This window comes from Chitinophaga varians (assembly GCF_012641275.1).
In the GTDB taxonomy this organism is placed as follows: Bacteria; Bacteroidota; Bacteroidia; order Chitinophagales; family Chitinophagaceae; genus Chitinophaga; species Chitinophaga varians_A.
The window spans coordinates 1689042-1700307 of sequence record NZ_JABAIA010000002.1 but is presented as its reverse complement, the minus strand read 5'-3'; the positions used below and the strand labels follow the sequence as shown (position 1 = coordinate 1700307).

The 11266-nt window shown below is 46.2% G+C and carries 14 protein-coding genes; 3 read left to right on the top strand and 11 right to left on the bottom strand.

Features of this window, described 5'->3' with window-relative positions:
* Nucleotides 1–5: 5 nt before the first annotated feature.
* From HGH92_RS21590 to HGH92_RS21565, 6 genes are all read right to left on the bottom strand, one after another.
* Nucleotides 6–317, bottom strand: coding sequence for a hypothetical protein (locus HGH92_RS21590; RefSeq protein WP_168872818.1), 312 nt, complete (start codon nucleotides 315–317; stop codon nucleotides 6–8).
* 39 nt (nucleotides 318–356) lie between these two features.
* Nucleotides 357–776: a hypothetical protein gene (locus HGH92_RS21585; protein ID WP_168872817.1), complete on the bottom strand. Its 420-nt coding sequence runs from the start codon at nucleotides 774–776 to the stop codon at nucleotides 357–359.
* Between the two features lie 32 nt (nucleotides 777–808).
* On the bottom strand, nucleotides 809–1981 hold the full coding sequence (locus tag HGH92_RS21580) for a DUF2586 family protein (RefSeq protein ID WP_168872816.1): 1173 nt from the start codon (nucleotides 1979–1981) through the stop codon (nucleotides 809–811).
* Between the two features lie 104 nt (nucleotides 1982–2085).
* A complete protein-coding gene (locus HGH92_RS21575; protein WP_168872815.1) occupies nucleotides 2086–2499 on the bottom strand; it encodes a hypothetical protein in 414 nt (137 codons plus the stop codon).
* A 29-nt stretch (nucleotides 2500–2528) separates the two neighbouring features.
* Nucleotides 2529–2939 (bottom strand): N-acetylmuramoyl-L-alanine amidase, encoded by a 411-nt coding sequence (locus tag HGH92_RS21570; RefSeq protein ID WP_168872814.1) that lies wholly within the window; start codon nucleotides 2937–2939, stop codon nucleotides 2529–2531.
* A 3-nt stretch (nucleotides 2940–2942) separates the two neighbouring features.
* A complete protein-coding gene (locus HGH92_RS21565; protein WP_168872813.1) occupies nucleotides 2943–3197 on the bottom strand; it encodes a hypothetical protein in 255 nt (84 codons plus the stop codon).
* A gap of 322 nt (nucleotides 3198–3519) precedes the next feature.
* Between HGH92_RS21565 and HGH92_RS21560 the strand changes: the two genes are divergently transcribed.
* Both HGH92_RS21560 and HGH92_RS21555 read left to right on the top strand, forming a co-directional pair.
* Nucleotides 3520–4014 (top strand): hypothetical protein, encoded by a 495-nt coding sequence (locus tag HGH92_RS21560; protein WP_168872812.1) that lies wholly within the window; start codon nucleotides 3520–3522, stop codon nucleotides 4012–4014.
* Nucleotides 4015–4088: 74 nt separating this feature from the next.
* The gene (locus HGH92_RS21555; RefSeq protein ID WP_168872811.1) at nucleotides 4089–4556 is read left to right on the top strand and encodes a hypothetical protein; all 468 of its coding nucleotides are present in this window, start codon (nucleotides 4089–4091) and stop codon (nucleotides 4554–4556) included.
* Between the two features lie 71 nt (nucleotides 4557–4627).
* Here the strand turns inward: HGH92_RS21555 and HGH92_RS21550 are convergent, their stop codons facing one another.
* The 3 genes from HGH92_RS21550 to HGH92_RS21540 are packed head-to-tail and all read right to left on the bottom strand — an operon-like array spanning nucleotide 4628 to nucleotide 6494.
* Complete coding sequence (locus HGH92_RS21550) at nucleotides 4628–4939, bottom strand: transposase (RefSeq protein ID WP_168872810.1); 312 nt, start codon at nucleotides 4937–4939, stop codon at nucleotides 4628–4630.
* 21 nt (nucleotides 4940–4960) lie between these two features.
* Entirely contained in the window at nucleotides 4961–5662 is a 702-nt protein-coding gene (locus HGH92_RS21545; protein WP_168872809.1) for a cell division protein ZapE, read from the bottom strand.
* Nucleotides 5637–6494, bottom strand: coding sequence for a DUF4373 domain-containing protein (locus HGH92_RS21540; RefSeq protein ID WP_168872808.1), 858 nt, complete (start codon nucleotides 6492–6494; stop codon nucleotides 5637–5639). The genes HGH92_RS21545 and HGH92_RS21540 overlap by 26 nt, the downstream gene beginning before the upstream one ends.
* A gap of 621 nt (nucleotides 6495–7115) precedes the next feature.
* Here HGH92_RS21540 and HGH92_RS21535 point away from each other — a divergent pair.
* Nucleotides 7116–7595: a hypothetical protein gene (locus HGH92_RS21535; protein WP_168872807.1), complete on the top strand. Its 480-nt coding sequence runs from the start codon at nucleotides 7116–7118 to the stop codon at nucleotides 7593–7595.
* 608 nt (nucleotides 7596–8203) lie between these two features.
* On the opposite strand, the gene HGH92_RS21530 is transcribed toward HGH92_RS21535, so the two are convergent.
* Complete coding sequence (locus HGH92_RS21530; protein WP_168872806.1) at nucleotides 8204–9418, bottom strand: alginate lyase family protein; 1215 nt, start codon at nucleotides 9416–9418, stop codon at nucleotides 8204–8206.
* 104 nt (nucleotides 9419–9522) lie between these two features.
* Nucleotides 9523–11004 (bottom strand): tetratricopeptide repeat protein, encoded by a 1482-nt coding sequence (locus HGH92_RS21525; protein WP_168872805.1) that lies wholly within the window; start codon nucleotides 11002–11004, stop codon nucleotides 9523–9525.
* Nucleotides 11005–11266: the final 262 nt, after the last annotated feature.

Sequence of the window (11266 nt, the reverse complement as noted above, 5' to 3'; positions counted from 1 at the left end):
CTCGCTTAGAGCTTTTCCACCTCTACTTTTTTGGCATCCAGCAGTTTGTCCAGCTGTGCGCCCAGACCGTAGAGATAAGACTTGTCTTCCACTATCGCTTCATCACCGCCCAACCAGGTAGCTTTCAGAATTGTTTCGTGATATGCCAGCGGATCACCTGAAATCAGTGTCATAGCATAGCTCACTTCATCCCTGTTGGGTTTTCTGCAATACCCGACTTTACCATCAGCGGCAGTCAGTTTGAAGACATCTTTATATTTCTCTTTCCAGGCCTGAATGTGTTCATTCGTGATCTTTACCGCTTTTTCTATTGTCATGATTTTAATATTGATAATGATGAATAATCAAATGGATGATTACATGTTCTGCTGCAGGCCCATGAAAATGATAGGCAGGGTGATTTCCATGAATTTGGCGCCCTGTTCCCAGCCTTTTTCAAACTCTTTAAACTGGAAACCTTTGATCAGGTCAGTGCGTGGCAGCGAGCCGTCTTCTTTCACATAAGCCACCACGATGTCGCCGCTGAAATCCAGCAGGTCTCTGCCTTGTGACAGGCGGACAATATCCACCAACCTGTCGAACTGGAACTTCAGCAATTTGATTTCACCTTCGTAGGTACGCTTACCGCGCTGGATGCCGATTGGCTCATCGCCTGCGCCATGCAGGTGTTCTTTTTCCTGCGACAATTTGTATTTAATGCCCCTGATACCGGTCAGCTCCTGTCCCATTACCACCACTTTCATATTGGCCCAGGTACATTCTTTACTATCAAACATATTTTAGACTTTTAAATATTATACAATCTGGTTTATTTGTTCAGCGCCGGATTTTCAAAGCCCAGTAACACTTCAATCTGTTTGGTGTATCCTACCGGAACAACAGACGCCGCAATGGTGATTTTACCGGTGCTGATCACGTTCTGCTCCGCGTTGATGTATGCGCTGAAGGAACTGATCTCTTCTGACATGGCAGTGTTAACAGCATTCTCAATCTTACCCTGCAGGTATTTGATGACTGCCACATTGATCCTGCCCTGCGCATCCACTTTAATTTCATCATTCAGTTCTTCCAGGTATGTCTGATAGCAGATCAGCGTCACCTTGTCGATCACACGGCCCAGTGCCAGCTGGCTGTAATCATCCGTTACCGGCGCGCAGGTAGCGTCATCGTTAAAGAAATAGCCGGAGCGGCCAACGAACGTGCGCAGGAAAATGTAACCTTTGTCATGTACCTGATCGGCAGCCGTGAAGTCTTCCACTTTTTTGGTGTTAATAAAAGCTTCCAGTACAGGCAGCGCGCCATCTTTTACACGGCCCAGGTTACGCTGTACAGGAATCACTGCTGCACGGCCCAGTGCCAGGCCCACGGAAGCGCTCGCGTCACTGGCAGTGCTGCCAATCACAACAGCGACATGGTTGGCAGACAGAGTGCGGAGGTCCTTTAATTGGGCGATATTTTCCGTATCTACAGCCCGGCCTTCGATCAGGATGCGAACGGGTTTGTATTGCGCCGCAAAAGCCAGTGCCAGTTGTTGTGCTTTGGTGACGGCGTCCAGTACGTCTTTATCGATACCGTCTGTCAGCACCGGTGTATAACCGGCAGCCGGTTTTCTGGTGAGGCCCAGTAATCTGATACGGCCCTGAGCAGCGTCCAACAGTTTTTTGGCGCTGCCGGCGTCTGCCAGGTCGGCCATTTGCGTGAGTGTTACGGTATCGGCCACCAGCATGATGTACAGCTCGGCGCCTTCGCCTGCCAGGTCATAAAACTCCTTAATGTGGCGGTATGCGCTGGCGTTGGTGCTGCCACTGGTGATACCCAGGCTTTCAGCATCGCTTACACTGAAGATAACTTTTGGCGTGCCTAACGGAAGGCCTGTCGCAGCCACACCGGTGAGTACCAGTCCTGCTACACCATCAGCAGTTGCAACGCTTCTACCAAGGTTGCCATTTCCTAATTTAACTTCTACTTTTGGTAATCCCATTTTAGTCTATTTTAATCATTGTACTTGTTTACATCCGCGTTTTTCCATTCACCCCTTTGGTGTTTTTTCTGGCAGGATGCAGTTATTTATTGGATTTGAAATTGTTATTTGACGCTGCTGTATTTGGCCTGACTGAACAGATCGTACAGGTGCTGTTTTTTGGTGTTGCCGTCCAGCTCCCGCAGCAGGATGCTTTGCAGTTTTTGCAATACGGCCTCCTGTAGTGCCGGAGAGGTTTTCTTAAGCTCCGTCACAAAACAAAGCAGCTTTGCTTCTACCGTAGCCTGTTGCTGACAGGTTTGTACAATACTGAGTGCATGAATGCCTGTTTCCAGTGCCTGCAATATTTTATTTTTCAGTATTGTATCAGCATCCCCGGGGATGATGGATTCCAGTACGTCTACCAATGGGCTTTCCAGTGCACGTTTTATGGCTTTGGTAATGTTTAGCGCCGCCGTTGCATATTCGTCTATATGCTCATCAAACTGCTGCAAGGCCCATTTGATTTTCAATCTCATTTTTTTACAAAAGGACATAGGTATAGGGTTTATAAATCTTCGAATTCTTTTCGCGCATCGAAACTGGGGCATGCTTTTTTAACAAATGGAAAGTCCCGGTGACCCTGCACCCGCGCTTCGGGGTATTGTCGCTTTAATCGGGACACAAGTTCTCTCATGGTTTTACGCTGTGCGTCTGTCCGGTTGTCCAACGGCCTGTTTGCCGCATCTACGCCGCCGATATAGCTGACGTGAATACTGTGGGCATTATGCCCGGCAACGCCGTTGCATATACGGTCCTCTGTTGCTAACTGTATTGAAGCGCCGAACTTGTCTATCAGGTAGTGATAGCCGGGACTTTTCCATTTTAGTTGTTGTTGCCAGTACTGCTGGATGGCAGCTGGTCTGGTATCTTGCGGGGTAGCCGTACAATGGATGACAATAAAATCTATACGCCTCATCTGCTACATTTTGGGGTGATTGCTGTCCAGCACTTCTTCCAGCCGCTCCATTACTTTGGTGTTGTTATCAATAACACCCATCATCTTGTCTCTGTCTTCATCCAGATACTGTGTAAGACGATCTTCCAGTTTGATCTGGCGCTTCCATAATATCCTGGCAATTACCACCAGCACTAATATTGAAAAGGCCTGATCTCCGAGCCGCTGCCAGATATTGCCGGCAGGATCAATTTGTAATAATATATTCAGTAGTTCCATACGGTGTTCACTATTATCAGTTTCACATTCGTCTTGATGTCCCCCATTTTTGTTTACACCTTATGTACTGATATCCGGTTTCTTTCGGGGTACCTGTTATTGTTCCAGGTGATTTACAATACAAAGAAACAACCTATCCGGACACCTGAAAAATCCGAAAACAATGATTAAACAGTCCTTGTATAATCATTTGCAATAGGCTGTCCAATCATTAAAAGCACTTTTCAAAAAGAGGCTCATTCCATGGAAATTTGCTGTTATTAAACAGATGATTTATCAGCAGGATGAACACTATCCTGTTAAACACTTAAAAAGCAGAAAAATGAACAGTTTATTCGCAAACATGTATGCAGCATTAGAATCCCGCATTATCGCCAACATCCCTGAAATAAAAGGCGTGTACCCGGAATTACAACAGTTAGACAACTACAAGGGGCAACCGGACCTATGGCCCTGTGTATTCATTGATTTCACCACTTTTGAATTTGAAAACCTGGCGCAACATGAACAGACGGCCAGCGGTATATTGAGCTGTAAAATGGCCTTTTCGGTCACCAAAAGCGGTAGTACCGATTTTATCGATAAACAAACAGCGTTAGATTATTATGAGATAGAAACCAAATTGCACCAGCTATTACAGGGCTGGAGCAACGGCAACTGTGCGCCGCTTGTACGGACTAAAATAGATACCGCAGACAGAAAGGACAATTTCCGGGTAAGAACTTTATCGTATAACCTGTCCTTTGAAGAAAGCATAGTAACACCTCCCGGCACCAGCACACCGCGTCCGGCAGCAGAGTTTCTGTTCCGGGCATAAACATTCCATAAAAACGGCATACATATTGTTAATAAATTATTCATTATCTTTACCCAATATAATTTTTACTTAAAATGAAATTTTATTCTGTGGTATGCCGGTTTATGTTGGCCGCATTGTTTGTATTCATCTGTAGTAACGCAAAAGCACAAACGTATAGTAAGCTCATAGGTACTCCTTACAAGGAGGCATTAAAATTTAATGAACAGGTAACAAAAATACTTAACCTGCTTGTGGACAATGAGCCGGAAGAGAGAACGAAAGGAACTTATGAGTACGAGTTTTACAATACTTCAGACAGCCTTCGGGTGAACCTGCATATCAGATATGGCGTTTACCCGGAAACAGGCCTTGTGGGCGAAGTTCTCCTGTATGGCAGTAAAGATTATCTTAACAAGATTTACAAAACGCTTTTTAACGACAAATTTGCTCCTAAAAACCCTAATTCTGTGCTCGCTCATGTAATCCGGGGCAATGAATATATCTCCATTAACACTGGCTTCGACGACGGTAACATCAGGATAGAGGAAAAAGGGAAATGATTTTTTCAAGTATAGTACATAAAAAAAGGACGCAGCGTGCTGCGTCCTTTTTTTATGCCGGATAACCGCCATCACCATGTCCACCAGGGGTATTGCAGCCGCAGCTGTTTAACAGGCGGCTGTTCCTGTTTCATGATCTGTTCCAGCCGGCTGGTATTGCATTGCATGCGGTAGATGATATTACTTTCTTTCACCCAGAATTCCTTTGATAACTCCTGGATAGCTACCTCATATCTTTTACCCTGCAGTTTGATGTAATAATAATATCTGTATAACAAACATTCATCCCGTAGGGCGATCATATCTGCAGAGCGTCCTTTTCTTACTGTTTTTTCCTCTTCCTTGCGTACAAAGCTATTGAAGAGCGATTGTTGTCCTCTCATGTTTCTAAGATATTTTCCTGCTTACCTGCGCCGGTCTTCACCGTCAAGGGTAATCATGTTAAACATTTCCCGCATCCTGGATTTCACGCGGGTCCCATAGTACTGTTCAATTTCAGCTGCCGTCAGGTTAGTGGTGATATGCGTATGGTGCCAGGGTGTTTGCTGGTTATCATATCTGTTGAGAATGATTTCCGCCATCACGTTTACCTGGTTACCATAATTTTTCTTTAGTTCTTCCGTTCCGAGGTCATCGAAGCAGATGCCGGCCTGCCGCTGGTAGAAGGTGTCTGCCGCCGTAGGCAGCGGTACCGGGCTGCTGTAACGGTAAAGCATATCATGTCCCTGCTCCGCGAACAAGGCGCTGAGTCGTCGGCAATTCGCCACCTGGTAACAGCAGCGGGGATTTTTATTGAACGCCCGCATGAGGGTTGTTTTTCCGGTACCTACGTTGCCAAACAGAAGCAATCCTTTAGACAACTTCCACGATTGGCCGTCCGTATTCATTCTCTCGAAAGCGGGATCTTCTGTAAAATAATAACACAGTGCTTTTACCGCTTCCCGGTTCATATCGTCCACCACAAACCCTTCCGGCACTACCTGGGTGCGTGAAAAAATAAAATTGAATAAAGTATGACTGTTCCATTGCATGGCGGAAGACGATTGATGTTTATCACTGTCATAGAGCGGGTTGTTCAACTCAGAGCTGCCCGAATTTTCTGACACCAGGGGTAATAATGCCTGCAGGCTGTTGAGCTGACAGGTTCTTTTTTCCGGATGTTGCATACTTTTTCTCATTGAAGTGATAATTAGCAATAAAATTATTGGCGAAGCCGGTCCAGTTACGGATAGGCGTATAACCCTGTACCCACCCCAGTCCCTCCCATTTGTTCCAGAATTTATTGGCCATTTCGTTGTTGGCGCCGGCGGCGGCAAAAAATTGCTGTACCGCTTCCAGGCTGGGCCTCACGGAGGGGGGACACGCGGCAGCGGGGGGAGGCATGTCCGCCATTCCGGCAGCAGTTTTTGTATTTACCGATGCGGCAACACCGTATGGATATTCCTTACTTTCTTCTTCTTTTTTTTCTTCTGCTTTACTTTGTGGGATTAATGTTGTTGCTGCCGTTGTTTCTTCCGGAAGAAATGCCGTCTCATCATGATCAACGTCACCGATAAGGTTATGTAGCGGACTAATCACCGCTTTACGTTTGGCGTCACGGATAATTTTCTGCCAGCGTTTCTGGATGCCTTTACTGGTGAGGATAGAAAACCGGTTGTACATCCGCTCGTCAAAAAAGCCCTTTTTAACCAGGGTATGTACCACGGCCGTTACAAGCGCGCCTGTAACGGCATTACCTATACGTTTGGCAAAGATGTACGACATTTCATCGTTCCAGTTCGTATAATATCCCTGCCGGTAAATCCAGCATAACAATCTGAGGGCAATGTATCCTCCCTGAATACCATGCTCCTCTTCTACCATCAACAACTTTGGATCATCAAAAAGATCCACGTCCATAGGAAAATACATCAATCCTTCTGCAATTGGTCTTGCCATCGAATATTAGTTTTTGATCAAACAATCACAGCGCCGGCCACAGGTGCCCGCACAGTCTATTTCAACTCCTTGTTTCAAAAGTGCCGCCTTTGGCGGCCAGGTATAGTTATTTTTGCTTCGAATTTTTTACGGGTGCATTCATCAGCTGCAGCGCAGCCAACGCGTTCCGTATATTGGTGTGAACAGGAATGGGGCCTGTATATCTTTTACGGTTTTCCAACCGGGTTAACAAATACGTATCATAAATGCGTGCAGTTTTGTGTCAAAAGTGGTATCCGGCATTTTCTGCAGACGGCTTTCATTGTAGGATAACCGGTATTTCCTGACAGTAAGGGCTGTAGGGTTTTAAAACTGAATGCGCCTGTGCTGCTGTGGAAATCTCTAAATTGTCTGACATAGCGATTGTGTTTGTTGTCTTTGGGATAAAGTGGTTTGAGGGTTAAAAATGAGGGTTTACATTCGAACAATGCTGTCTTTTACGTTTGGCCGTTATCAAAAATGGCGGTAAATCCTTTTTTTGACTACATTTGCGCCAACCATATTGCCAGTATAAAGTAAAAGAATATTTGTCTTTTGACAAAATATATTTGTCTCATTATTTATTAATTTTTCCTGAAAAAAATGTCAAAAAACGAAGGCGATATACTCAGAAAACTTGTTAAATCAAGCGACTACCAGGTGAATGAATTTGCTGAAATGCTTGGGATGTCAAGACAGAATCTCAACTATCTGTTTAACAGGAAATACATAGAGCAGGAAACGAAAGAGAAAGCCGCAGCCATAGCAGGCAAAACTGTTTCCGAGGCTTTCTATGAAACAACGGGCAGTAATGCTACAAACGACAAAGAGAAAGAGACTTTAAGGGAATTAGTAGAAGCTCAAAAACAAATCATCTCGTATTGGCGCGAGTTTCAGATTGCGCAGCTCATAAGGAACGAGGCATATCTTTCGGTAATTCTCCGCCGCCTGGCGGAATTACAGTTCCAGCTGGACGACCGCAAAAAGAAACGGGATCTTGATACTGTACTGGACGAAGCTGAACGGGCCGTTCAAGAAAAGATAAAAGAACTGAAAGGTCAATTGCAACTGGTTGTTTCCTGATATTTTCACTATTCATTTGCCACATAGCAGTTTTTTTGAGGTTACAATTACAATATTACGCCTTTCCTTGCTATAGGTTTTGCGTAGTGTTTTTTTTATGGAAAAAGTTTTTCCACATTTTTATTTTTTATAAACATACAAAAAAATATGCTTTCTTATTTGTGATTATTTGCAGGGAATTACAGATAAGGAAGCATACAGATAATTCCGCCGGAACACTTATTCACAAAGCATTTCAAAAAAATGACCCGCTATCATTCGTTCCGTCAACCAGTATAAACTATTGTGCTTTTTCAGGCAACTTATCTTATAGCAAATTTTGCTGTCCAAATACAGCATTAGTTAAATTTGCGTTCAGGCTGTACTGATTGGTTTTCCCCAAAAACTGGATGAACGTTATTCCTAACCTCACATACTTTGCGCTATGAAAATCACGTACATTATCCGGTGTTTATTTTTGGTGACCGGAAGTTTTACTTCCCAGCTTTTATTGGCCCAGGATATTTTACCTGATGCCGGATGGGTGAGGAATTAATTATATCTGAAAACAAAGCTCCAGGCCCCTCGCATTGACGTGGAGGAGCCTGGAGCTTTTAACCGGCGGCGCTTTATTTCAAGGTGCAGGTCAGGGTCCCGTAACCCAGCTGATCATAACCGCCGCTGTTGGGCCCATAATTGCCGCCGCCGCCTTCGGGGCGTACTTTTTGGGCAAACCGCGCACAATTGGGAGCAGCCAGTCCCTTGCGGTTTACATAATGGTTGTATACGAGTTCCCAAACGGGCCTGTCATTTCCCCGGCCCCCGTCGCTGATAACCTGCTGTACTACGCCAACACAATTGGCGTAGGGTTTAAAGGGCACGGAATCGCCAAGATTGTACGCTGCCACATACTCTGCCCCCCGCAGAAAGCGGTTATTGTCGTAACCATACATATCGTCGCCCTGGTTCCATGCCATCTCACAAAACGAGCCCATTAAGCCGATGCCCAGGGTAGTATGTCCCTGATCACGCCCGCTTTCCTGCCACTGCCCCAGACCATTGGGGTGAATAAAGTAAATGGCATTGGCCACAGCACCATTACCCGTGCCATACTTAAAATAGTTGATCGCTTCGTTGTAGATGTCCCGGTCGTCGCACAATACGCCGATGGCCAGGATGGAATTCATCACACACAGGTCCCAGTTCGCATAGAAATGGCTCATACATTTTTCCCTTCTTGTCAGAAAGGCGTGGTTCATAGGATAAAAAACGTTCAGCATCATTTTCCGGAACCGGGCAAAGTCCGCCGGCGCCCATCCCTGGTAAGTACGCATGATTTCCGCAGCATTGGCAAACTGGTAGCCGTATAGCCCTGCCGCCAGATTAGCGTCGTTGTTACCGGCAATTCCCTTTAGTCTGGCCGACCATGCATTCATGATCGCTATCGATTTATCGGCATATCTATCATCGCCGGAAACTTTCCATCTTAAAGCGGTGGCATAAGCCGCAGCGATGTCGTTATAGAGCTGGCCATAATTTTGACCATGAACGCCGTCATCACCCCGGTAAACAGTGTCCGCCGGGTTGGGCTGCCAGGCGAGCGCGCTGTGCGAATTGGTGATCAGCCGGTTCCAGCCCGACAGCCATGGCTCTGCCCCTGCATCCACTTTATTTTTCATGCGATCAAAGTCTGACTGCTTATGTAAGAGTCCAGGATGCACAAAAACAGTGTCATGGTCGTTTAATACCCGTTTCTCTGCTGCATTCACCATTTCTTTCCTGCATGCCGTTATCAGGAAAAATAAAAACGCTCCCCCGAGCGCGCATTGTCTAATAGCTTTCATAGGTTTTTCAATTACAATTGTTAAAATGACAATTATATTATACGGTAGACAAGTAACGCCGGTTGCCCGGTTATATTATCAGGAGATGAAATTTTTTTTAACTATCAGGGGCGCTCCGTGGTTGCCGCTTTTCTAAAATCGGCCGTCGCCAACTGTTTTTTACCCGTTTGACGATACAGCTCCCCCCGCTGCCTGTAGGCTTTAGCATCCTGCGGATCTAACTGGATCGCCTTCGTGTAGTCTTTGATGGCCGCCCGGTAGTTCTTTTGATGTGTATAGGCCATCGCCCTGTTGGCATATGTGGTCGCATTCTCCGGGCTTAGCCTGATAGCGTCGGTAAGGTCCCTCACCGCGGCCTTGTAGTCTTTATTTACAGCATAGGCCAGTCCGCGTACGGCATAGTTTTCGGCGTCTCTGGGGCCAGTCTCTATTGCTTTTGTTAGATCCACAATGGCCAATGCGGGTTGGTTCATATAGATATACAGATTTCCCCGCTGACGATAGGCCAGCGCATGTTGGGGTTCTTTGCTGATCACCGTCGTAAAGTCCGCAATCGCCTGCTCATATGCAGCCTTTTGATAATAAGCCAGCGCGCGGTTGTAATAGTCCTGTGTGGCGTCCGGATTGAGTTCAATTGCCCTGTTCAGGTCCGCGATGGCCAGTTCCGGCTGGTTACTTCCCACATATAATGCGCCCCTGCCACCCCATGCGCCGGCAGATTGAGGCTCCAGTTCAATGGCACGCGAGAAATCGGCTATCGCCGGACCTCTTTTTTTAAGCCTGGCGTACAGATAGCCGCGGTCCCGGTAAGCAGCGGCGTTGTCCGGATACAGGCCGATTACTTTCGTGTAGTCATTCACTGTCAGTTCATACAACTCTTCCACAGAAGAAAAGGTATTTCCCTGGGTGACGAACAATTTCCCGGCCCACTGTCCTGTTGTGTCTGCTATTGTGCTGTCCGGAGCCGGTACGGCTTTCTTTCCGCTGCCCCCGAATTTTCCGGAGAGATTTTGCAGTCCGTAAAATGCATCAGCATTGTCCGGATTCAAGGTTATGGCCTTCGCATAATCCCTGACGGCCTGTTTGTTCTTCCTGTAATATTCGTAGGCACGTGCCCGCCGCACATAAGCGCTGTCGCTCTGTGGATTCTGGTCTATCGCCCTGGTATAATCACGGATGGTCTCTTTTTTTGACTGACCGGCAGGCACTGCTCCTCCTTTTGTATTCAGCGCTATAGCCGTGGACAAATCATTAAAAGCCAGCTCCGGCGCATCTATTTTTGTATAAAGATAGCCACGGAGGCCCAGGGCCCAGGCGTAGCCGGCATTGAGGTCGATGGCTTTGTTGAGCGCAAAGAGCGCATTTTTATCATCTCCCTTCCGGATATAGGCCCATCCCAGGTTGGCATAGGCCGAATCAGTCGGATAAAGAGCTATCGCTTCGGTGAACCGGCCGATGGCAGCGTCAATTTTTTTCTCTTTCAGCAAATCTTTGCCGGCGTTACAGATCTCCCGGGCACTAACAGCGTTCTCTGATACGTCCTGCTGCGCACAGGCCACAGATACCGACATTATAGATATTGCCATGCACAGGCAGTACGACAAGCTGACGTTGATTGTCTTAAAAACAGGCTTCATAAAGTTGATGGCTTGGTTAACAATACAGGAACCTCCACAGCATAAATCGAACCAAAACGAGAACGGTGTTATGGATATATGTACACCGCGCAAAATATAAGCAGCAGAGATCTTTCGTTGTAATGAATAATAACCTCACCTCATTTTAAAAAAACTCCGTCAATTTTCCTCCACTGAGGTGCAAGTAACTAACTCCTCACTACCTTCACCC

Coding starts and splice junctions, on each gene's coding strand:
- HGH92_RS21590 (WP_168872818.1), bottom strand. CDS start 317: ATGACAATAGAAAAAGCGGTAAAGATCACGAATGAACACATTCAGGCC.
- HGH92_RS21585 (WP_168872817.1), bottom strand. CDS start 776: ATGTTTGATAGTAAAGAATGTACCTGGGCCAATATGAAAGTGGTGGTA.
- HGH92_RS21580 (WP_168872816.1), bottom strand. CDS start 1,981: ATGGGATTACCAAAAGTAGAAGTTAAATTAGGAAATGGCAACCTTGGT.
- HGH92_RS21575 (WP_168872815.1), bottom strand. CDS start 2,499: ATGAGATTGAAAATCAAATGGGCCTTGCAGCAGTTTGATGAGCATATA.
- HGH92_RS21570 (WP_168872814.1), bottom strand. CDS start 2,939: ATGAGGCGTATAGATTTTATTGTCATCCATTGTACGGCTACCCCGCAA.
- HGH92_RS21565 (WP_168872813.1), bottom strand. CDS start 3,197: ATGGAACTACTGAATATATTATTACAAATTGATCCTGCCGGCAATATC.
- HGH92_RS21560 (WP_168872812.1), top strand. CDS start 3,520: ATGAACAGTTTATTCGCAAACATGTATGCAGCATTAGAATCCCGCATT.
- HGH92_RS21555 (WP_168872811.1), top strand. CDS start 4,089: ATGAAATTTTATTCTGTGGTATGCCGGTTTATGTTGGCCGCATTGTTT.
- HGH92_RS21550 (WP_168872810.1), bottom strand. CDS start 4,939: ATGAGAGGACAACAATCGCTCTTCAATAGCTTTGTACGCAAGGAAGAG.
- HGH92_RS21540 (WP_168872808.1), bottom strand. CDS start 6,494: ATGGCAAGACCAATTGCAGAAGGATTGATGTATTTTCCTATGGACGTG.
- HGH92_RS21535 (WP_168872807.1), top strand. CDS start 7,116: ATGTCAAAAAACGAAGGCGATATACTCAGAAAACTTGTTAAATCAAGC.
- HGH92_RS21530 (WP_168872806.1), bottom strand. CDS start 9,418: ATGAAAGCTATTAGACAATGCGCGCTCGGGGGAGCGTTTTTATTTTTC.
- HGH92_RS21525 (WP_168872805.1), bottom strand. CDS start 11,004: ATGGCAATATCTATAATGTCGGTATCTGTGGCCTGTGCGCAGCAGGAC.